Here is a 23,069-nt window from a genome sequence, read left to right as displayed (position 1 = left end):
AAGCTCTGAAATCGACATATGTCCAAGCCCTCTATTCAGGCTCAACATCGTCAATCACAAGGTGATCCGGAAGGTGGGGTCAAGATGACGCTTACGGAACACATCAATCTCACCGGCATCTATTCCTGGGATACCGAACAGCAGATGCCGGAAGGCTTCAGATCCCTACGGCTTCCCGGAAGAGTGCTGCGGGCCGCATGAGGTTCACAGAACGTTCGATCTTAACGCAGGATTTTGCACTGTTCTTGTCCCGACCCCTTCTAACCTCGTGAGAGCCGTGCCCGGCGCGACCGTGAGGGCAGCCCCTCCAATCTAGTAAGAATTGCGCCCGGAGCTTTGGTGCGAGGGGTATCGTTAGAGCCGAAAACCGGCCGGTAATTGATTGGAATCGTGGACGGCTTCAAATCGGAACGGTGGCCGGATATTTGTCGGATGCCGGCCGGCTTCACGTCGGAATCCGCACTGGAAGCACGACGCCTATATTCGGTAGAATGCCTGCAACGGACGGTGTTGCGTGGATCTGATGTTGAGCGTTGTTTTTCAGTCCCCGGATCTGGATTTTCGGCGATGCCGCATAAGTTCAAAGCCGACCGGCGTCACAGGATAGCCAAGCTGAAATTTCAGGCCACGAATTGGCCGGCTTATAACGAAAGCCCCTTCGGCAACGCGGTGATTTGAGCATCTGGGTGGGTGAAGAGGCGCTTTGCCGGCGGTCGGCGGCGAGGCATATAGTGAGCTGAGATCTTCAAACTCAAGCCGGTTACCTCGAATGTTCAACTTCAGCAAGCTCCTCGATGACCCTGAGCAACAGCTTTGCACCGGCAATCATGTGCGATGGCTCTGCCCACTCTTTTTCGTTGTGACTGATCCCGTCTCGGCATGGGATAAAGATCATGCCAGTGGGGCAAAGCCCTGCCATAAACTTTGCATCGTGGGTAGCGCCCGAAGGTAGATGGTCATGCGTCTGGCGCAGCTCGCGGACGCATTTTTCAATTGTTGTCGTGACACTTTGGTCGAACTCAACTGAGGGGGAGTTCAACGTTTGAATCGCAGTAATCGCACACGGCGATACGAAGTCGAGGCATTTTCTTAATATCCTTGCGCTGATTTCGGTCAAGGTATTCGCATTGGGATGGCGAAGGTCAATCGTAAAATCCACGAGTGAAGGGACGGTATTAGGAGCGCCAGGTTTAACGCTCATCTTACCAACCGTGAATCGGACTACATCGTTAGCATCGCTTGTTATCAGCCGAAGTGATGCTATGAGGTCGGAGGCTGCCTCGAGCGCGTCCTTTCGGCGGGAACGCGGAGTTGTTCCAGCATGAGCCTCTTCCCCGACGACAGTCACATGAAACTGAGCGATACCTTGAATTCCGGTAACAATGCCGATTTCTCGACTGTTAGTTTCCAAGATTGGTCCCTGTTCAATATGTATTTCAACATAAGAATGCGAGGGTGATCCAAGCGGACGCGCTTCTAAATCTCCGAGCATCAGCAGGCTCTCGGCGAGTGCTGTGCCCATCTCAATACCGGTCGAATCAGATGTCTTCAGTGCCTTTTCAAGCTCCAAGGCACCTGCATGCACGGCCGACCCCATAGTTGTCGGGGAAAACCGGGCTCCTTCCTCATTGTTCCACACCACGACTTCAACCGGTCGGCACGTAACGACATTGCTGTCTTCGAGAGCTTCGAGCACTTCGAATGCAGCAAGCACACCGTATACGCCGTCGAAGTTCCCCCCGGGGATCTGACTGTCAAGGTGAGATCCGGTTCGCACTGCTGGCTGTAGCAAGTCTCGCCCAGGTCTTTTGATAAAGAGATTGCCTATCGGATCAACTGTGCAGATAAATCCACGCGCTCGCGCCCAGTCGAGAAGGGTGCGACGTGCCTCCGATTCCTCTGTGCTCAATGCAGGCCGGATGACACCGCCATATCCCGTTTCACCAAAAGTTGCCATCTTGGCGTGACGATCAAGCAGGCGACTGGATTTTACGGATGAAGATGTCATAGCTAGGTGTTCTCAGTTCAACGGGTAGGGCTCAGATCGTCACAACAATCTTTCCGACGTGACTTTTGGAAACGAATTCCATGTGAGCTTCCCGGAGCTTTTCGAGTGGGAATGTTTTCGCCACAAGCGGTCGAATTTCACCCCGCTCAATATAGCCGACAAGGGAAGTAAAAGTGCTCTTTTGCGGATTGCCAACGCCCCACATCTGCAAATCCTTATAAATCAAATCGCGCAGATCAATCTCGGGGCAAGGCCCCGCGATTGCTCCTGCTGATACGTAGCGGCCGGCCCGACGAAGTGCTCTGAGCATTTGACCAAAAGTCGGACCGCCAATGACATCGGCTACCGCGTCGATGCCGCGGTGACCCACGATTTCCTCGATCGCCTGTGCAAGATCTTCTCTTTCTCGGGGGATGAATTCGTCGGCACCCAGTTCACGGACCAGTTTCTCCTTGGAGCGGCCAGCTACCGCGATCACCTGCGCGCCTCGTCTCTTGGCGAGTTGTATGTTAGCAGAACCCACTCCTCCTGACGCGCCGGTGACCAAGACAGTTTCACCCGCCTTGAGATCAATGCGAACGAGCATCTCTTCTGCTGTAGAATAGGAGCAAGCAAAGCTTGCCAGTTCCACATCGGTCAAATCCGATTGGATTTTGACGGCGTTGCCGGCTGCCACCGTTGTAAACTGTGCATAGCCGCCATCGCACTCGCTGCCAAAATAGTTGATCCCCTGCGATAGGGCGGGCAAAGCAATGTCTCGAATGCAGGGATCGACCATAACACGCTCGCCGATGCGATCCTTGGGTACTCCGACTCCAATCGCTACGATACGCCCCACAGCATCAGCACCCTGAATTCTTGGAAAACTGAGCGTGTCGCGATCCCAGGTGCCAAGTTCTTGTGCGTCATCGGCTACGCCTTTGAGACCGATCTCAGCAGTCAATGCCGACTTTACGTTGGGAGAATACCAACCGGTTCGGGTGTTGATGTCGGTATTGTTGACACCGCAGGCTGTGACCTCAATCAAAACCTCCCCATCACCGGGAACCGGAACGGGGACATCCTGGAAGACCAATTTATCTAGGCCGCCATGACCGTGGAGAACTACCGCTTTCATTTGAGAGGGGGCATTTACGATATTCGGAAGGGACACTTTGTTCTCCTAAATTTTGTAATGGCAGGGGAGCACAGACTAGGCTCAGACCTTCCTGTCAGTGCGGTCCCAGTACTGCGACCTGAGCTCGCGTTTCAAGACCTTGCCAAACGCGCTTTTCGGAAGTTCATCGATGAACTCGATACTTTTTGGCTTCTTGTAAGAAGCCATGCGTTCCTTACAGAAGGCGATCAGATCCTCGGCACCAGCACTATGCCCAGACCTCAATACGACGATAGCTTTTACAGATTCGCCCCACTGGTCATCAGGGACGCCGATTACCGAGGTTTCAGCCACAGATGGATGCTGAAGCAAAACCTCCTCGATTTCTCGAGGGTAGATGTTCGCGCCACCAGAAATGATCATGTCTTTAATACGGTCGGTGATGAATAAATAGCCAGCCTCATCGAGATAGCCGACGTCACCTGTGTGGAGCCAACCGTTACGTAACGTTTCTGCGGTGACATCAGGCTGGTTCCAGTAGCCTGACATCACCAGATCAGAGCGAACCGCGATTTCACCCTGGACGTGTGTGGCTACAGCTTTGCCATCCGCGTCAACAATTCTCACCATAACGCCCGGCATTTCGCGACCTGCCGATCCAAGACGGCGAAGCGCAGCGGGATCATCGAGGCGATGTTCCGATTTGTGCAATCCCGCGCATGTCATGGGCGCTTCACCTTGGCCGTAAATCTGACTGAACACCGGGCCGAATGTGGAAATCGCATGTTTAAGAACCTCCACGTACATCGGACCACCACCGTAGATGACGTTTTTTAGACTGCTGAGATCATAGAATCTGTTTGTTTGGGACTGCAGAAGCATTTGCACCATTGTGGGTGCTAGAAAACTGGAGGTGACTTTTAGGCGTTCGACAACTTCAAATACCTTTTCAGCATCGAAACTGGCGGTGAGGGGAAAAGCTTGTGCCGCCCCGACCGACAAATGTGCGAGCCCCACGCTGGCAGTCCCGTGTGCAATGGGTGCTAAGTGTAGCATGACATCGCTTTCGCCCGTGTCCGAAAGGAGCGTTTGGCGAAACTGCTGTACCATTGTCAGCAGATTTCGATGGGTCTCCATTGCCCCCTTTGGCTTGCCGGTCGTACCCGATGTGTAAAAAAGCCATGCCAGGCTATCCGGTTCGATAATTATATCGGGAAGGGCGTCATCACCCCTTTGAACCAGCGCTTCATAAGCCAAGATCCCATCACCGCCGCCATCAATTGCAATCCAGTGCGTTACGCCGTCAAGTTGTTCTTTGATCGAATGGAGGACGTCTGCGTACTCAGGGGAGTAGACAACGAAGCGTGCGCCGGAATCGTTGATGACGAAGGCGTGGTCGGTGGGATGGCTTTTCGGGTTGAGCGGCACCGCTGCCATGCCGGCGTTCATAGCGCTCAGATACGCTTCATAACCTTCGAACCTATTGGTAGACAAGATCGCCACGCGATCGCCCTGCTTGCCAAGCTCCAGAAGAGAGTTTGCCAGTTTGTTCAATCTTTCCGCGCCTTCGCGATAGGAGATCGCGTGATCGAGGCTGAGCCACAGGGGTTGCTCCGGGAAGCGCTGTGCAGAACGATGTACAAGATGGGCGATGTGCATGGATTTCTACCGTATAGAGTGGAACTGAGGGGCGCGTTTTTGCAAAAACGCTTCAAGACCTTCGCGGGCATCCGGCTCCATGAAATTCAAACCTTCGTAGGCAACCGACAGATCGAAGATTGGTGCTGCCTGCCGCAGCCAGTGGTTAAGGCATCTCTTCGTCCACTGGATGGGGCGTTGCGGCTTTTGCCCAATACGATCGGCAAGTTCCAAGGCGGACGGCACGACCTCGACAAGTGGTTTGCACATGGAAACCAGCCCAATGCGTTCGGCTTCCCGCCCGTCTAGTAGATCAGCGGTTAGGAGATAAAGTTTTGCCTTGGGTAGACCACAGAAGAGGGGCCACATCATTACTGCATGATCACCTGACGCCACGCCAATATTGACATGCGCATCGGTGATCCGGGCATCCTCGGCAATGATTGAAATATCCGCTGACAGCGCCACGGCCAAACCGGCGCCAGCCGCGGGTCCGTTGATCGCAGATATAATAGGCTTGTCGAGATGAATCATGTTGTAGACGATCTCGAGGGCCTGTTCGCCCATCGAAATCACGGGCTCAATCTGCCCTAGTTTCTTGATCTCCTCATTGAGGTCTCCGCCCGCGCAAAACGCTCTGCCAGCGCCTGTAATAACGATAACGCGAACGGCTGGATCAGGCTTCACCGTGAGCCAAATCTCAGCCAATTCTCGATGAAGGACATCATGGACCGCGTTCAGCTTTTCCGGGCGATTGATCGTAACTAACAGCACGCCATTTGGACGATACTCAAAAAGGAGGAATTGATATTCTTCGTATCTCATCTAGAGCACACCTGCCCGGGTCATCTCATCTGCGAAGACAGCAATCGTCCGTTTCAGCCGGTCCGCCATGTCGTCAATCTGGTCTGCGGTAATGATGAGGGGGGGGCAGACAATAGACCAATCCCCGTAGCGACCGCCATTTTGACGACGCGAATAGAGCATTAACCCATTTTCGACGCCGATTTGGCGAATTCTGTCGCTGGCGTAGATTTCCGAGGAGAAGACCTCTCTCGTTTCCTTGTTACGAACATACTCGAGGGCCATCAAGAGCCCCTTGCCACGAACGTCCCCCACGATCGGGGAGTTGTCCATGATGTCGACAAGGCGTTGGCGGAGCAACTCGCCGAGTGGACCGGCGTTAGCGATCAGATTGCGCTCGGTCATTTCGGATAGGACCGCGATAGCGCCCGCGCAAGTGATTGGGTTCGCATTATAGGTGTGAGACAAATTGAAGCCGGTCAGATCCGCAAGCTCGTCCACCATCGATGCAGGTGCCAATACGGCGCCAATTGGCGTGTAGGCTGCGCCAAGTCCCTTCGCCGTGACGACGACGTCTGGCTTGCAATCAGGGTAATGGTGCGCGGCAAGGAAGGAGCCGGTACGGCATGTGCTAACGATTTCGTCGAAGACAAGGTAAATACCGTGCTTTGAGCAGATGCGCCGTATCTCAGAGAAAAACACTGGATGTGGAACATTGGCCCCAGTGGATTGGCCACCAATCGGTTCCATCATAAACGCAAGCACATTGTCCGCACCGAGCTCTACTATCTTAGCTTCTAGAGCGATAGCCGATCCGCGCGCTCCTTCTTCAGAAGTATTTCCGAAAGGAGGGCGAAAGGAGAGCGGTGCAGGAATTTTCTCACCGAATACGGCCATCGGACCCCACACCACCGCAACGTCCTCATCGCCGGTCCAGCCGATAGTTGCCAAGGTGCCGCCATGATAGGAAGGCATCAGGGTTATGATCTTCGTTTTCTGCTTTTTGCCCTTAGCATAGGCATACTGGCGTAGAAACTTAATCGCCATCTCTACGGCTTCGGAGCCGCCCGAAGACAGATGTACACGTTCAAAGCCCGGACCAGCAAGCGATGCGATAAGCTGTGTCAACTCCGCGTTAGGCAAATGCCGTGTCACACGGACATATGAAAAAGTATGTTTGACGCCTTGATCGTACATTGCTTGAAGGACACGCTTGTTGCCCTGTCCAAGCGACGCCGTCATCGCACCTGAAATGACATCGATATACCGTCGGCCTTCATCATCGAATACATGAATATTCTCGCCGCGGATGATCGTTGGAAGCGATTTCGTGTTTGACGAGGAATAAAAAAGATCCTGTGAGCCGCCAGCTGCGGGCCGTTCCTTGAGATTTACATTCATCGGTTTAGGCCCCCTTCTTGCGGTGCGCGACAGCCGGTGCGGTGATGCAGAGGAGCTCAAACAAGAGGTTTGCACCATTCAGCGCGGTAATTCCCTGCGGATCAAGAGGGGGAGAGACTTCGCACATGTCGGCGCCGATGACGTCAAGGCCCTTCAACCCTCGAAGGACGATCTGAGCGTCGCGCATCGTTAGGCCGCCGGGCTCCGGCGATCCTGTGCCAGGGACAAAACTGCTATCCAAGGCATCTATGTCGAAGGTGATATAACAAGGTTGTGTCCCAACAACGCGATGAATCTCCGAGATGACAGCAGCGCGCCCCATTTCCTCGAACTCGTCAAAGTCGATGACGCGCATACCATTCGCTTTGTTGAAATCACGATCCTCGCGGCTGAAACGCGTACCACGCAAGCCAATCGTAATAGTTCGCGCGGGGTCAATAAGGCCCTCTTGCACCCCCCGGGTTAACAGTGTTCCGTGGTTATACCGGTCTCCGTAGAGTTCCTCGCTCGTATCGGGATGTGCGTCGAACTGGACAAAGCCGATCGGGCTGCTGCGAGCAAGCCCACGCAGCACGAAATAACTGACGGCATGATCGCCGCCGCATGCGACTGGAGTGATCCCCCTGGCTGCAAGTTCGGCAAAGAACGCCGAGGTGTCCTCCACCGCACTCTGGGGATTAAGCGGATTGAACGGTGCATCGCCCAAATCTGCAATAGTACATTCATCAAAAGGTGATCCACCGCCACTTGAGGGAAAACGTCGAATAAGGCGCGACATCTCGCGAACTTGCGACGGCCCGTGGCGCGTACCTCCACGATTTGTGGGAAAATCGAAGGGTACCCCGACCATACCGATATCCACGCCCTGACCGTCGGGAACATATGGAAGTCGCATAAATGTCGAAATTCCACAAAAGCGGGCGATCGAAAGTGAGTCAACGGGCTTTGCAGGGGTGTTATTATTCGACATTGTTCCATCCTTCAGTCATTGGATGGAAACTTAGGCCAAGGTATCACTTCGATCCTATCAGAAACGCTCGAACTTTAGTTCGCGGATCTCTTGAGCAAAGGCGCCATGGGCATGCCATGCGCTTTTGCTAGTTGCCGAAGGAAAAGATCAATCATTTTCACGCCTTGATTTTTCCGCCGCGTCACCGCGACAACGTCATTCTCACTTGCTCCGAAGGCGTCTGTTCCTATGTATCGCAGCCGACCCGACCCGACGTAAGCCTCCGCGATATGCACGGGAATGAATCCAATGTCGCGCCCCGACAAGACGAGAGCGAGCTGTGCTTGTGCCCCCAGCCCAATATCGCCTTCCTGCTGAGATGCCATCGGCCCCAAAAAATTCTCAGGCTCCAAGTGTCCGCGGTTCGAGTATTCGAACCCGGCCATTTCGTCTGCATCGAACTGTGGTGTCTTTTCCAAGAATAACGGGTGACCCTTCGCACAACAAAGACGAAGGGTTTCTGTGAACAGCGGGAGCGATTGGAGGCCGCGTGTCTCTGTTTTGTCAACGGCAACACTGATCCCGATCTGGGCTGACCCTTCAGCCACTCTGCTCAAAACCTGATAGCCAGCCATGATCTCGATCTTCAGCCTTACCTTTCGACCGTGCAACTTCAGGAAATCTCCGATCGCATCAGGAAGGTTGCATTTCGGATTGGACATGATCTCATCTTCCAGAGCGATAACAAGGTCGCCGGCAAGACCCTCGCCAACGTCGGCAAGATCTGTCTTGAAGTCTTCCACGGCAGCGAACAGTCTTTTGGCTGATTTGTAAACTTGCTCACCTTCTGGGAGCACGCGGAAGCCGCCGGGGCCACGTTCACAGAGACGAATACCCAGGCGTATTTCAAGGGATTTGAGATTTTCGCTAAGGACCGACTGAGAAATATTGAGTTGACCTTGTGCTCCCGAAAAACTGCCCTGGTCCACGATGACAACAAATACGCGTAAGAGCCGTAAATCCACGTCGCTCAGCTGCTTCAATTTTGACATGGCTGTTCCCCTGCATAATAATCATTATCTCGCCTTTACATCAATCTTACTGAAAAGGGCGGCAAAACATCGCTTTCTATGGGAAAAATCGTTGCGGAGTTTATATTACGTCGCCCGATTTGGTCTGACCGATCCAGTGATAACGCACATTGGATAAAGGCAAAGCGCGCAATTGGGAAAAAAGAAGCGGCAAGGGTGGCTTGACGATAATTGTTAGCAGTGTTCTGCGGCGCCATGGATCGACCCGATGAAGCAGTGGCTTTCTACCATGGACAATAAAAGCCTGGCAGACCGCTACATGCCGTAAAAGTTTACTTTTTGCTGCAACTGTTGTTAGCGTAGCCCTTCACGTCTTAGTCTGCAATTGCGTGGCTAAACAGCTAGATTGGCCCACGCGATGCCTACGCCGTTGTAGATGCCCTCTCCGCGTTTCGAGGCTTTGAACCAACATCGATTGCGGCTTTATAATCACCTTAAGCTTGAGGTTGTCGCAAATTTTCGCTATCCGGTCGCTCTCTTGTAAGGCACAGAAATGCCGCCGGCCGCGTCAATTCCCCTCAATAGGCGTCCAGAAAACATCGATGTGGCAGTCTTCGCGCGCAAGACCTTTTGAGAAAAGGACATTTCGGCAGGTATCAATCATTATTGGTGGGCCGCATAAGTATGCTTTCATGCCCTCGCAGCCATGCAAATCGCTTCTGAGCACGTCTGCTAGGTATCCCTGCCGACGACACGTCGGTCTTTTGTCATCAGATAGCACTATTGTGGTGGCACAGCGGGGCAATCTGTTGGCCAATTCTGTGATTTCTTTTTCGAAGTAAATATCTTGCGCGCCACGTACACCAAAGAAAAGGTGAATCGGGCGCATGGCGTCTTCGTCCGCAAGCGTTCGCAGCATAGACATTATCGGTGCTAGGCCGGAACCTCCTGCGCACAAAACTACGGGGCCGGTGTGATGCTTGCGAAAATAAGCCATGCCACGTGGGCCGGCGATGATCACCTCATCGCCGACATTGAGCGTTTTGAAGAGAACCGGACTGACGGCACCCCCCGGTACACTGCGAATATGGAATTCAAGCACGTCGCTATGAGCGACATTTGCGAGTGAATAGTACCGCCCAGCCAAGTCAGCAAATCGCGCACTGACGTATTGCCCCGGCGCAAATGCCAGTGCGGCCTCTGCCTGCAGTCGCACCACCGCAATGTCATGCGTCACGCGCTGGACCGAGGTGACCCTCGCTTGGAGCTCTTGATAGGGGAACGAGATTTGGTCATTGCAGTTAATGAGGGATATTTCGCAGTCAGTTAACGGCGTCGCGCGGCATGCTAAAATGAAACCCTGTTTCGCCTCTTCTCTTTCAAGCGCGATGTCGAGGTACTCGCGCATCTCCACGTGACCTGAAATTAAAGCGCACTTGCACGTTCCGCAAACACCCGCGCGACAGTCATACGGTATGTCCAAACCCTCGGCGAGAGCGGCGTCAAGTATCGTTTGCCCCTCATCGACATTGATTGATTTTTCATATCGCTGAACCCTCACTTTGTTTGGCACGCACTAACCTCCGTCCGGAAATCGTAAGCAAGTATAGACACGCCCACGCGATGTCAGGGCAACATGAAGGTTCCGAAACTTGTTTTTAGTCTGCCGAACCTTTTGTCGAGTCAGAAGCTCCTAAAACTGCCGAACATAGTTTCGATGATGAGTGATTGAAATTTAGCCATCCTTCACTAATGCTCATAACTTAATCAAACCAAAAAACGGGGTGAACATGACTATCTCGAAACATACAACAACGATTGCCGCTGTCTTGGTGTCGCTGTTGGCTGGCACACCTACACATGTCTATGCCGAGGACAAAATTACGATCGCAGAGTGGGGAGGCGCTTCCCAAGCAGCGGACCGAAAGGCCTTCTTTGAACCTTTCACGAAGAATACCGGTATCGCTGTTGTGGATGACGTCTGGCAAGGTGACATGGCGACAATCACAACCCAAGTCCAAACAAAGAGCTACAAATGGTCTCTCGTGCGCGGCGAGACCGCGTTGGTTAAGCGCGGCTGTGACGACGGTACTCTTGAGAAGTTCGATCCGTCGATTGTCGGTACAGCAGAGAAGTTTCTCCCCGGTGGATGGAGCCCATGTGGGATTGCCTATTCCACATTCTCCACGAACATCGCCTACAACGCAGACAAGTATAAGAATGGCCCGAAGCCCGAGTCGGTAGCAGACTTTTTCGACCTGAAGAAATTTCCCGGAAAGCGTGGCGTTCGCCGCAACCACGTATACATGATGGAGCTGGCACTCCTTGCAGACGGTGTTCCAGCGAAGGATATTTATAAGGTCCTTCAAACCCCTGAAGGTATGGATAGGGTGTTCAAGAAATGGGATACGATCAAGGATCAGATTGTATGGTGGGAATCTGGGTCGCAACCACCGCAACTGCTAGCCGATGGTGAAGTTGCAATGAGCACCGCATGGGGCAATCGCATCGTTGCCGCACAAAAGGACGGAAAAAATCTTCAAATTGTTTGGGACGGTGCAGGGCTCGACTACGATTGGATGATGATGCCAAAGGGATCGCCGGATAAGGACAAGGCGATGAAATATATCAAGTATATCCTCGAGCCTCAGCATGCGGCAGTTATTTCCTCGGTGGCACCTTTTGGGCCGGTCCTGAAAGACGCTATCCCGCTTCTGAAGCCTGCCGATATCGCGGACTTGCCAACCAATCCCAAGAATGGGAAGAACGCGTTCGCGTTTGATGCGAACTTCTACGCTGAAAATGACGCAGAACTCACGACCCGCCTGGCCAACTGGTTGCAAAAATAGTGCTAGCGGGGCCGCATAATATTTTATGTGGCCCCATCCCTCGGTTTCGCCCACAATGCAAAATAGTGTGCGCCATGATGAGCTTGGGAGACCGTAGTCACGTTCGCGGAACGGCCGCCTGCAGTCTGCAGCAGGGATATGATGATGACCATTCTTGAAATACCCGACAACGTCGCAACGACTGCTTTCGATCGAACTTTAATCAAGCGGTCCCTCGACAAGGCTGGGCGTCGCCAGAAACTGCTGACAGTTGGGCTGATTGCTCCACTCGCGTGCTTTACGTTTATATTTTTCATAGTTCCGATCGTGTCTTTTCTGTTCCTTTCAGTAGCAAATCCGGAGGTTCGGGCCGGATTGCCAGAAACAGCGACTGCGATAAGGGATTGGGACGGCATGTCGACGCCAACCGAAAGAATATTTGGCGCATTGCTAAGCGATCTGCAAAACGCCGATCGTCGAACCGACGCTATTGGAGCCGCCCGGCGACTTAACTACGATGTCTCAGGGTTCCATGGCCTCATTACCAAGACGATTTCAGCACTGGCAGAGTCCACGGCAGCAGCAGACCAGCCAACTGCTGCTCCGGACGGATTTTCGATCTTTGGGACCGACAAGTCCGAAACATCCCCGACGTCCTCATCAAGGCCCTCGACGGCTAAGCAACGATTGATTGATGCGGATCCGCGTTGGGGAGAGATGCGATATTGGACGGCCATCAAGCGCGGAATTTGGCCCATTACGCCGCTCTACATGCTCACGGCGCTTGACCTTCGGTTGGGTGATGACGGATCGATCGAGGGCGTTTCTCCCGACCATCGCATATACGTAACCTTGATAGTCAGGACGTTTGCAGTCAGCGGCATCGTCACATTCGTGTCGCTTCTTCTCGGCTTTCCTCTCGCGATATTCATCCATCGTCAACCAACAAACCGCGCAAGTTTCCTCATGTTCCTCGTCCTCGTGCCTCTGTGGACGTCTATTCTGGTTCGGACAACCGCATGGCTAGTGCTTCTGCAAGAGCAGGGCTTATTGAATGATTTGATTGTGATGTTGCACCTCTCCGACACCAGGATATCGTTGATTCACAATCGCTTCGGCGTCTACGTGGCAATGGTGCATATCTGTCTGCCATTCATGGTTCTGCCCCTCCTGAGCGTGATGAAGTCAGTACCCAGCGTCTATATTCGTGCAGCAGCATCTCTTGGCGCCACCCCAACCAGAGTATTTTTCAAAGTTTATCTGCCACTGGTATTTCCAGGCATTGGCGCAGGGGTACTGCTGGTCTTCATCATGTGCCTCGGCTTTTATGTCACCCCCGCACTGGTCGGCGGTCCGCGCGACCAGATGCTTAGCTATTTCATCGCGATGGCAGTCAACAAGGACCTTAATTGGGGTCTTGCATCGGCGCTGAGCATTGTCTTGATCTCCATTCTGGTAGCAACCCTCTTAGTCTTTAGACGCTTTGCGTTGGCCACATTTGCGCGATAGATAGGAGTTCTGTCATGGTTCGAACACCTTTTGAGACGTTCTTTTCGTTCCTGACCGCCATCATAGGCGTAGCCGTCCTATTCTTTCTAATCACCCCATTGTTGGTGGCGTTTCCACTCTCGTTCAATTCACAGCCCTATTTTACTTATCCGATGCCGGGGCTTTCACTGCGCTGGTATCATGAACTTTTTGGGAGCGATGCGAGGGGTGTTGCATGGCAAAGTGCCTTCCGCAACAGCATGTTCATTGGGATTTCAGCGAGCGCTGTGGCAACTGTGCTTGGGACAATGGCGAGCTTCGGCATTAGCCGGGGAAATCTGCCATTCAAGGGCACGATCCAAGCGATGCTGCTATCGCCTCTTGTAATTCCAATCGTCATCTTCGCAACGGGAGCGGTCTATTTTTTTGCCCGCATCTCGTTGATTGGCACATACCCAGGCTTGATTATAGCGCACGCCATCTTGGGTACCCCCTACGTCCTGATCACCGTCACCGCCTCACTTAGCGGTTTTGACAGTAACCTTTTTAAAGCGGGACTTAGCCTCGGCGCGCCTCCGCTGACAGTCTTCCGAAAGGTGGCTCTCCCGTTGATAGCACCAGGTGTGGCGTCCGGCGCAGTATTCGCCTTTGTCACGTCCTGGGACGAAATCATTGTCACACTGTTCTTGGCGTATCCTAACCAGCACACCGTGCCACGGCGGCTGTGGGCGGGCGTTAATGAGCAACTGAGTCCAGTTGTGATCGCTGCGTCCGCCATACTCTTCATCATCACCGTTTTCCTGTTAATCGCAATCGAAGCGCTTCGCCGCCGAAACGTGCAATTTTCGGGCGCCAAATAGACAGAGGGCACCGGCATGACCTATAAAACAAATCCTTACGTCCGATTTGTCAATGTGCATAAGGCATACGACGCTGATACGATGGTCGTGAAGAACTTGAATCTTGATGTGGCAGATGGCGAATTTCTGACGCTGCTCGGGCCGTCCGGGTCGGGTAAAACGACGACGCTGATGATGCTCGCAGGTTTCGAAGAGCCAACGAGCGGAACGATCATTATGGACGGTCGCTCCATCAATGGCATACCACCTCACAAGCGAGGAGTGGGTATGGTGTTTCAAAATTACGCTCTCTTTCCCCATATGACGGTCGGCGCGAACCTAGCCTTTCCACTGCACGCACGCGGTATAGCGAAAGCAGAGCAAAAGGAGCGTATTCTTCGCGCCCTCGACATGGTCAAGCTTTCAGCTTTTTCCGAGAGGAGGCCAGCTCAGTTGTCGGGTGGACAGCAACAGCGTGTGGCGCTAGCTAGGGCGCTCGTATTCGAGCCCCGGCTCATCTTGATGGATGAACCGCTCGGTGCACTAGACAAGCAGCTTCGCGATCATATGCAACTGGAGATTAAACATCTGCATGAGCGCATTGGCGTCACCGTCGTCTACGTCACCCATGATCAGACTGAAGCGCTTGTAATGTCCGACCGTGTTGCCGTCTTCAACGAGGGCAAGATCCAGCAAGTGGCCCCGCCCGCTGAAATCTATCAGAACCCTCAAACCGACTTTGTCGCCCAGTTCATCGGGGAAAATAACCGTCTACCGGGTGTGATGGTCGAGAGGAGGAGCGATGGCAACAGCGCAATTCGTCTGCGAGACGATAGTATCATATTCTGCACGGCGATCGGACAGCCAAACCCTGGCGAAGCTAGAATACTGTCCGTCCGTCCGGAAGCCATTATCGCCGGGGCAGATTCGGCAGGTCTTGCTAACCGGTTTGAAGGCGCCGTGAAGGAAGTTGTCTATCTCGGCGACCATGTTCGGCTTATCGTCGCATTCGGCGGCATCGACAATCTGTCCATCAAGCTCACCCATCGGCGCGCTGCCAACATTAACATTGGCGAGACCATTCCTTTCGGCTGGAAGCCTGACGAATGCAGGGCACTCGTCTAGAGGACCGTGTTCAATTCAGGTAATAAGCTATGGATCAAGCGAAATCACCAACTATGCCTATGTTGGGCTTAACCGGTAGCGACACGTTCATGGGTGTTCGGTCAGCCGACAGGAACGGAAACTGGGATTCGGACGTAGCGATATTTGGTGCACCCTGCGCCACTCCTTATGATGGGGCAACGGACTACGCGGCTGCAAATCTTGGTGCACCACAAGCTCTGAGAGATGGCATTCGGATGTGGGCCGGAACCAAAGATCGTTATGATTGGGATCTCGGTGAGCGGCCGTTCTTTGCCAAGGAAGATCGTGTTTGCGATCTCGGTGATCTAGACACCTGCCTTAAAAAAGCAGCTGAGAACCGTTCGTTGATCCGCGCGACAACGGACACCATAATCCGCAAGGGCGCCATTCCTTTTTTGCTAGGTGGTGATGACTCAGTGCCCATTCCCCTCATTGAAGCGCTCGAGCCGAAAGGGAAAGTGTACATCCTGCAGATCGACGCTCATATCGACTGGCGTGACGACATTGAAGGCGAACGCTACGGCCTGTCTTCTGTCATGCGACGTGCCTCTGAACTTCCGTTTGTTAAAGGAATCGTCCAAGTGGGCGCGCGCGGACTGAGTTCGGCCGGCTATAGCGAAATCCGCACTGCCAGACGCTGGGGCGCAGAGTTTTTCCCTGCACAACACGTCTTCGACAGGGGAGTGTCTGCGATTGTGAAACGCATACCGAAAGGCGCAAATGTTCACATCAATCTTGATCTTGATGCACTCGATCCTTCGATCATGCCGGCGGTTTTTGTTCCTGCACCCGGAGGTCTTCTCTACTGGCACGTTGCCAAACTTCTGATCGCCGTTGCCGAACGCGCCAATATTTGCAGTTTCGCGATGGTGGAATTTGCGCCCGATCGTGATCGCGATGGAAACGCTGCGCTCACTGCTGCACGGCTAGCATCGCTCGCGATCGGCGCCATCTTGCGAGCGAAGCATGTTTCGAAAGAACGGTGGTGGCAAATCCCCAGCACTGTCCACCACCATATTCCGAGAATATAGGCAGGCTTTTCTACCGCGATCTCATTGCAGTCGGCGTTGCTTTTGGAGCTGCCTGCACCCGAACTCCCTCGGCTGCTCGCCGTCATTCGATGAGCTTGACGTGTTCCCGATATTAGTTCAGGCGTTTGACGATGGTTTCGAAAATTTCGCCTCGCTACTCTCTGCAAACATGACCACAGCAGCAGGCGGCGCGCGCAATATGGACAAAAACCTAAGCTTTTATATTGACGGTGAATGGGTCTCACCGCGCGGTGGCAGGACGCATGACGTGGTCAATCCCGCAACCGAAGAGGTGATAGCACGCATAAGTCTTGGCTGCGAGGAGGATGTTGATACCGCCGTCGCAGCCGCAAGAAAGGCGTTCGCGTCCTTTTCCACGTTATCTGTTGTGAATCATCTTGAGCTGTTACGGTCTCTAACCACGATTTATGCGAGACGTCAGTTTGAGCTTGCAGAGGCGATTACCAGCGAAATGGGTTCGCCGATCGAATGGTCCCGCACCGCGCAAGCCCCGGCTGGGTACGATCACCTTGTTGAAGCCATCAAGGTCCTTGAATCGACCGACTTTACGACTCGGCTCGGCAACGCCTTGATTGTACAGGAACCGATTGGTGTCTGTGCTCTTATAACCCCCTGGAATTGGCCAGCTAACCAAGTGATGGCGAAGTTAGCTCCCGCTCTTGCGGTCGGCTGCACCGTTGTGCTGAAGCCGAGCGAAATGGCGCCACTTTCGGCAATGCTGATTGCCGATATGGTTCACGAAGCGGGCTTTCCCGCCGGTGTTTTCAACCTTGTAAATGGTGACGGAGCCATAGTAGGCAGCGCTCTTTCCAAACATCCCGATATTGACATGGTCTCCTTCACCGGCTCGACGGACGCCGGCATTGCGGTCGCTCAAAATGCTGCGGTGACAGTCAAGCGAGTCTGCCAAGAGCTCGGCGGTAAATCCCCGAACATCATTCTCGATGGCGAGGACTTTGCCGAAGCAGTGGCGAAGGGCGCGAGACGCTGTTTCAACAACACTGGTCAGACGTGCACCGCCCCGACACGAATGCTCGTCCCTGCAAGTCGACTTCAGGAGGCGGCTCGCATTGCGGCAGATGTTGCGGACGCTTTGATAGTTGGGGATCCGCTGTCCTCGCAAACGCAAATTGGACCGCTCGCGAATGCGAGCCAATATAGCAAGGTTCGCCGCCTAATCGATCTTGGAGTGGAGGAGGGCGCCATGCTTGTCACAGGAGGCTCCACGCATCCGGTAGACACCAAAGTCGGCTACTTCGTTAGGCCGACCGTATTTGCAGGCGTATCGCCGGATATGACAATCGCGAGGGAGGAGATCTTTGGCCCTGTGCTGTCGATCATTGCCTATGCAGACGAAGATCACGCTGTACAAATTGCGAATAACACTGTCTTCGGGTTGTCAGCTGCAGTTTCGTGCAGCGACGCTGATCGAGCCGAAAAAGTTGCGCGACGCATCCGTGCGGGCATGGTGCACATCAACGGAGCAGGCCTTGATACCGGGGCACCCTTTGGCGGCTATAAGCAATCCGGCAACGGGCGTGAGCAGGGCCGTTACGGCTTTGAGGAATATTTGGAGACGAAAGCTATCTTCGGCCACTCCTAAGCCGCTCGTTAGAGAGAACTCTACCAAAAAAGGACAGGGACAATGGCTGTGACCGACTCCTTCGAGATTGGTTCCTTGAATAAATTCGCTCTTTCTGGGAATGATGCCGCTGCGATTCATGTAGGAGATCAGCGGCACTACACTCATGCCTGGCCAAGTTTTCGGTCTGCGCAGAAAGCTCGGTCCCTCGTCGTGACTGGAGGCGAGGGCGCCTATGTCTATGACGCTCAGGGCAAACGCTATCTTGATGGAATGGGCGGGCTGTGGTGTGTCAACATGGGCTATGGTCGCAATGAGATCGTTGAGGCTATCGCCGAACAGGCGCGAGCGCTGCCTTACTGCAATCCGGTCGACGGCCTCGCCAATGCCCCGGCTGTTCGTTTGGCCGAGAAAATAGCGTCGTTGGCGCCGGATGATTTGAACCACGTCTTTTTCACCTGCGGTGGATCGACTGCAAACGATTCTGCGCTGCGACTTATCCAATTCTACCAAAGCATTCGGGGCAAACCCGACAAGCGCTTCGTCCTAACTCGTTTGCGCGCCTATCACGGCAGTACCATCATGACAGCCTCTCTGGGTGGAAACCCGCCTGATCGCAGCCCACATTTGCGATTCATCACCGATATCGTCCGTCAGGTTTCTTCGCCAAATTTGTATCGGATGCCGTGTGATATGAGCGAAGCAGCATTCTGCGATTTTCTGGTAGAAGAGCTGCGGGCAAAAATCTTGGAGCTAGGATCTGAGAATATAGCCGCATTTTTTGCCGAACCAATCTTGGGTTCAGGGGGGGTTATCGTCCCTCCGAAGGACTACAACCGAAGGACCTGGGAGCTCTGTAAAGAGTACGACATTCTTTATGTCGCGGATGAAGTCATAACAGCGTTCGGCCGCTTGGGACATTTCTTCAGTTCGAATGCGATGTTCGAAACGCAACCTGATATAATCACCTTTGCCAAAGGTATAACCTCTGGCTATCAACCACTTGGTGGCTTCGTCTTTTCAGATGCTATCCACAAGGTGCTGGTTGATGCCGAACCGCAGGCGGCCTTTATCAACGGCTATACCTATAGTGGGCATCCCGTCGCATGCGCCGCCGCATTAGCTAATATTGAGCTTATGGAAAAGGAAAACATCTGCGCGCATGTCCATAACGCCGGCGCATATTTCGAGAAACGTCTTCGCGCTCTGTCAGATCTACAAATTGTGGGCGACGTGCGTGGCAGCTACTTCATGATGTGCATTGAGAGCGTCATGGATAAAAGTAGTAAGCAACCGTTCCCGCCTAACGTCGGTGTGGGGGATATTATCGCCCGACACGCAAGCGATCTCGGGCTGATCGTGCGACCGCTCGGAAGTATGAACATTCTATCTCCGCCCTTGATTTTGAACCGCGAGCAGATCGACGACTTTACATTATCTATGAGTGAGGCAATCCAGCGAACACAGATTGAGCTTTCCGCCGCCAATATCATCAAATAAGGAGCGCGAGATGACCGAGATTCCAGAACTCAGCGCCGTAGAGCTTCAAGCCGCGATAAAGTCAAAGCGGCTATCTGCTGTGGAAGTAATGTCGGCCTATCTCGACCGTATTGATGACCTGAATCCGCGTTTGAATGCGATCGTATCTTTGCAGGATCGACAATCCCTTTTCACCCAGGCAGCGGGCAAGGATCGAGAAATCAGGGCAGGAGCATCGATCGGCCCGCTGCATGGGTTCCCAATTGCGATCAAGGATTCCGCGGATACCAAGGGCATTAAAACTACCTACGGATCACCATTGCTCGCAGACAACATGCCCACCACCGATGAGATTTTCGTGGAGCGCATAAAAGCGGCGGGAGCGATTATCATCGGCAAAACAAATGTGCCCGAGTTCGCGCTCGGTTCGCATACTTTTAACCCAGTCTTCGGAACGACCGCCAATGCCTACGACCCACGCAAAACCGCAGGTGGTAGCAGTGGGGGAGCCGCTACCGCAGTCGCGTCTCGCATGCTCGTCTTGGCGGATGGCAGCGATCTCGGCGGCTCTTTGCGCAACCCAGCAGCATTCAACAATATATTCTCGTTGCGACCATCCATCGGGACGATACCCTCCCTCAGTCCGAGCCCTTTCGAGACTTCGATGGCTGTAAACGGGCCGATGGCGCGGTCAGTGGATGACCTAGGCCTATTGATGTCGGTAATGGCTGGGCATGATGCCCGTTCACCTTTGTCTAGAGAGCAAGATCCATCGGTGTTCGCACATTCATTGGATGCAAATATAGCAGGCACAAGGATTGCTTGGCTCGGTGATTTGGGTGGCCATCTTCCGATGGAGGACGGTATTCTGGCTCTGTGCCAAAGCAGTCTAGACGTCTTTCGTCATCTTGGCTGTCATGTTGAAACAGAGCTGCCCTCGTTTAATTTCGAGCAGATATGGCTGGACTGGGTCACCTTGCGCTCCTGGTCGACGATGAACTGGCTGATGCCCTATTATGAAGATCCCGAGAAGAGAAAATTGCTCAAGCCGGAGGCTCTCTGGGAAATAGAGCGCGGCAAATCCCTAAACGCTTTGCAACTCAGACAAGCTGCGCTCGGGCGGGGTCGATGGTTTGCAGTACTTCAAGAATTCATGAAAAACTTCGATTTCATCCTGTTGCCATCGGCTCAAGTGTTTCCTTTTGATACTGAACTGCGATGGCCCAAAGCCATTGCTGGCAATGAGATGGACACCTATCACCGATGGATGGAGGTTGTAGTCGCAGTGACAATGTCCGGATGCCCAGTGCTCAATGTCCCCGTCGGCTTCAACCCGGACGGCTTGCCAATGGGCATGCAAATCGTCGGTCGATTTGGTGATGAAATCGGTTGTCTACGGCTAGCCTCCTCCTATGATCAGGAAACGCGCTGGGTACAACGTCGCCCTCCTAACATGGAGATGGCTCGGCAAAATTGAACGTCTGAGATAAGTGGTTTTCAGCTCGTGAACGTGGCGATAAGCCGGGAACATGAGCAATGATAACGAAGTGACCCGCCACAACCACAGCCCCTACCTGTTGTTTGGCACTCAATGACTGACCTATATGCTCCCCTATCGACGCTTTGCAAGCACCCTCATGGGTCTTGCTCACGGTTTAAGGCCGATGTGGCTCCCCGTGCCTCGACCGTAGTGGACTTGCGCCATCTAACCCTTGCAGGTCGCCTCAATTCGTATCTGGCTACGATCTTATGAGTCGGTGACCTAGTATACATGCTCACAATTGTATTGGAGTTCCATTTGCTTGATATACAAACTCTAAGACTTACCCCATCGATTATGAGCACTGGACAGGCATCAGAGTGGTTGTCTGGCGAGAAGGAACTCAACACTTATCGTCCACTCAGCAGCGATATTACCGGTTTATTTTCATTCGATGCATTTGTTGCCGGTGATCTAGTTTGTTGGTCAGGATCAAGTTCTATTGATCGTGAATTTGCGGTCGAAATAGCCGATGACAGCTTTATGTTCTTTTGCGAGCACGGCTCGCGTTATCATGTTAGTGCCGGCTCCAATGAGTATTCTATCGCCCCTGGATCAGCTCTACTGACTTCCGCCGATCGATATTCTGGTCTCAAACTGGCTACAGGATCTATTGGAGAAGGATTTTGTATACCAAAGGCAGCCATCAACGCTGCATTTTCTAGCACATTTGACCGGTATGCACCGACTAATCTGGAATTTTCTCCCGTTTTGGACATTACGCGGGGACCAGCCGCTCATTTGCTCACGCTAGTTCGCTTCTTTCGGGACTTTATATGTGTAGACGGATCCATCAAGGCCTCGCCAATCGCTCTTGGAAGTTTTCGTGAGACCTTTTGCCTCCTGATGCTGCAGAACTTGCAGCATTCTGCATCGAACGAAGCTATGCGTGTAAAGGCCATACTGCCAAGGCAGGTTCGCAGAGCGGTTGATTTTGCGAAAGCTTACGCAGCGACACCAATTAACGTGTCGGATATGGCCGCTGCTGCAGACGTGAGCGTTCGAGCATTGCAAGTGAATTTCCAGCGGTTTATCGGCCAGAGCCCGCTCCAGTATCTCCGGGGAATACGCTTGGAGGGTGTTCGAAACGACTTGGTTAATGCCGATCCTTCCGCAAGCGTTTCAGAGATCGCACGCCGGTGGGGCTTTGTTAATCTGGGACGCTTCGCACAGGAGTATCGTTCCGCATTTGGCGTGCTTCCATCAAGCGAAATGGCAAAAGCTCGCCCGCCGTTTGTCCGGTTGACTTAACAGGCCATACGCTAAAGCCGGTCACAACTACACCCCATCGCGCATTCAAGAGAGAATGCGGTTGTTCACCCGCTTGCACTGAGCCCGAAGATAGGACCGCCGGAGACTGGAGTTTTCCGCTCTGAAGCGATTGATAATTGCGGCAACTGTATACAGACTGCGGATTTTGAATAGCTGACCTAATAGACATAGTCGATATTTAGGGGCAAAGATCTATCAAGATCTTTGGTGCCAGGCGTGTTTATCAGGCAGGTGTCTAATAACTCTCTGGCAATTGAAGATCTGCAGACAAGCGGCATTGCCGCCCCAACAAGCTATGTCCCTTGTCTGCTCTTAACAGCATTCGCAGCTGTCGCTCAGCACCTAATTGGGGTCTTCTTCAATTTGTGTGATGCTCGGCACAATCCGTGCTTTGTGCATAGTAAAGCTACGCTACGCTTGATTTCCGCATGCGATGAATGGGCATGACGAACCTTGCGCGTGATCGACTTTATCGCGGCCACAGATTTCCCGCTGAGGTTATTGCGCGACCATGGCATTCTTTGAGATCCAGTCGGCAAGGCTGGACGCCCGTCGCAACACTAATGAAGACCACAAAGCACTAGGGTCAGGACTTCGGTAACGGGGCCGTTCCAGTCAAGCAAAAAGTGACGACCGCAGCAGCGCGTCATGCTGCCAGTGCAGTAAATAATCCCTACAGATTCCCTTTCGCCGATGCCTGGCTTGCTTCGCCCTTCATTTGAGGTCACCCCGGGTTCATGCTTCGGTCCGTGGTCAGCGCGATGGCTGCCAACATGATGCTGGTCCAGTGCGGTAATTCCGATGTGCCCATCTCATTGGCGGTAAGCGTCATCTTGACCCCACCTTCCGGATCACCTTGTGATTGACGATGTTGAGCCTGAATAGAGGGCTTGGACATATGTCGATTTCAGAGCTT

At 53.2% G+C, this 23,069-nt stretch carries 17 protein-coding genes; 9 read left to right on the top strand and 8 right to left on the bottom strand.

Annotated elements, in window-relative coordinates:
• Positions 1-760 precede the first annotated feature (760 nt).
• From ACIQWP_RS30850 to ACIQWP_RS30815, 8 genes are all read right to left on the bottom strand, one after another.
• Positions 761-2,008: a M20 family metallo-hydrolase gene (locus ACIQWP_RS30850; protein WP_402796067.1), complete on the bottom strand. Its 1,248-nt coding sequence runs from the start codon at positions 2,006-2,008 to the stop codon at positions 761-763.
• 31 nt (positions 2,009-2,039) lie between these two features.
• On the bottom strand, positions 2,040-3,125 hold the full coding sequence (locus ACIQWP_RS30845) for an alcohol dehydrogenase family protein (RefSeq protein WP_402796069.1): 1,086 nt from the start codon (positions 3,123-3,125) through the stop codon (positions 2,040-2,042).
• 81 nt (positions 3,126-3,206) lie between these two features.
• Positions 3,207-4,763, bottom strand: coding sequence for a long-chain-fatty-acid--CoA ligase (locus ACIQWP_RS30840; protein ID WP_402796064.1), 1,557 nt, complete (start codon positions 4,761-4,763; stop codon positions 3,207-3,209).
• Between the two features lie 6 nt (positions 4,764-4,769).
• Positions 4,770-5,567 carry an enoyl-CoA hydratase/isomerase family protein gene (locus ACIQWP_RS30835; RefSeq protein WP_402796061.1) on the bottom strand — a complete coding sequence of 266 codons (798 nt, stop codon included), beginning with the start codon at positions 5,565-5,567 and terminating at the stop codon, positions 4,770-4,772.
• A complete protein-coding gene (locus ACIQWP_RS30830; RefSeq protein WP_402796059.1) occupies positions 5,568-6,947 on the bottom strand; it encodes an aspartate aminotransferase family protein in 1,380 nt (459 codons plus the stop codon).
• 4 nt (positions 6,948-6,951) lie between these two features.
• The gene (locus ACIQWP_RS30825; protein WP_402796056.1) at positions 6,952-7,917 is read right to left on the bottom strand and encodes an agmatinase; all 966 of its coding nucleotides are present in this window, start codon (positions 7,915-7,917) and stop codon (positions 6,952-6,954) included.
• Between the two features lie 74 nt (positions 7,918-7,991).
• Positions 7,992-8,948: a LysR family transcriptional regulator gene (locus ACIQWP_RS30820; protein ID WP_402796054.1), complete on the bottom strand. Its 957-nt coding sequence runs from the start codon at positions 8,946-8,948 to the stop codon at positions 7,992-7,994.
• A 547-nt stretch (positions 8,949-9,495) separates the two neighbouring features.
• Complete coding sequence (locus ACIQWP_RS30815; RefSeq protein ID WP_402796051.1) at positions 9,496-10,500, bottom strand: 2Fe-2S iron-sulfur cluster-binding protein; 1,005 nt, start codon at positions 10,498-10,500, stop codon at positions 9,496-9,498.
• Between the two features lie 217 nt (positions 10,501-10,717).
• Between ACIQWP_RS30815 and ACIQWP_RS30810 the strand changes: the two genes are divergently transcribed.
• From ACIQWP_RS30810 to ACIQWP_RS30770, 9 genes are all read left to right on the top strand, one after another.
• On the top strand, positions 10,718-11,776 hold the full coding sequence (locus ACIQWP_RS30810; RefSeq protein WP_402796048.1) for an ABC transporter substrate-binding protein: 1,059 nt from the start codon (positions 10,718-10,720) through the stop codon (positions 11,774-11,776).
• Between the two features lie 144 nt (positions 11,777-11,920).
• A complete protein-coding gene (locus ACIQWP_RS30805; RefSeq protein WP_402796045.1) occupies positions 11,921-13,264 on the top strand; it encodes an ABC transporter permease in 1,344 nt (447 codons plus the stop codon).
• 14 nt (positions 13,265-13,278) lie between these two features.
• A complete protein-coding gene (locus ACIQWP_RS30800) occupies positions 13,279-14,103 on the top strand; it encodes an ABC transporter permease (RefSeq protein ID WP_402796043.1) in 825 nt (274 codons plus the stop codon).
• 15 nt (positions 14,104-14,118) lie between these two features.
• Positions 14,119-15,207: an ABC transporter ATP-binding protein gene (locus ACIQWP_RS30795; protein WP_402796041.1), complete on the top strand. Its 1,089-nt coding sequence runs from the start codon at positions 14,119-14,121 to the stop codon at positions 15,205-15,207.
• 29 nt (positions 15,208-15,236) lie between these two features.
• Complete coding sequence (locus tag ACIQWP_RS30790; RefSeq protein WP_402796038.1) at positions 15,237-16,259, top strand: arginase family protein; 1,023 nt, start codon at positions 15,237-15,239, stop codon at positions 16,257-16,259.
• Positions 16,195-17,883 (top strand): aldehyde dehydrogenase family protein, encoded by a 1,689-nt coding sequence (locus ACIQWP_RS30785; RefSeq protein WP_402796035.1) that lies wholly within the window; start codon positions 16,195-16,197, stop codon positions 17,881-17,883. The genes ACIQWP_RS30790 and ACIQWP_RS30785 overlap by 65 nt, the downstream gene beginning before the upstream one ends.
• A 42-nt stretch (positions 17,884-17,925) precedes the next feature.
• Complete coding sequence (locus ACIQWP_RS30780) at positions 17,926-19,362, top strand: aminotransferase (protein ID WP_402796034.1); 1,437 nt, start codon at positions 17,926-17,928, stop codon at positions 19,360-19,362.
• 10 nt (positions 19,363-19,372) lie between these two features.
• Positions 19,373-20,818 carry an amidase gene (locus ACIQWP_RS30775; protein WP_402796032.1) on the top strand — a complete coding sequence of 482 codons (1,446 nt, stop codon included), beginning with the start codon at positions 19,373-19,375 and terminating at the stop codon, positions 20,816-20,818.
• Between the two features lie 294 nt (positions 20,819-21,112).
• Positions 21,113-22,132, top strand: coding sequence for a helix-turn-helix transcriptional regulator (locus ACIQWP_RS30770; protein WP_402796031.1), 1,020 nt, complete (start codon positions 21,113-21,115; stop codon positions 22,130-22,132).
• The last annotated feature ends 937 nt before the right edge of the window (positions 22,133-23,069 follow it).

It is taken from the genome of Rhizobium sp. NPDC090279 (assembly GCF_044769665.1).
Lineage (GTDB): Bacteria > Pseudomonadota > Alphaproteobacteria > Rhizobiales > Rhizobiaceae > Rhizobium.
This window is presented reverse-complemented; position numbering and strand designations above follow the sequence as displayed.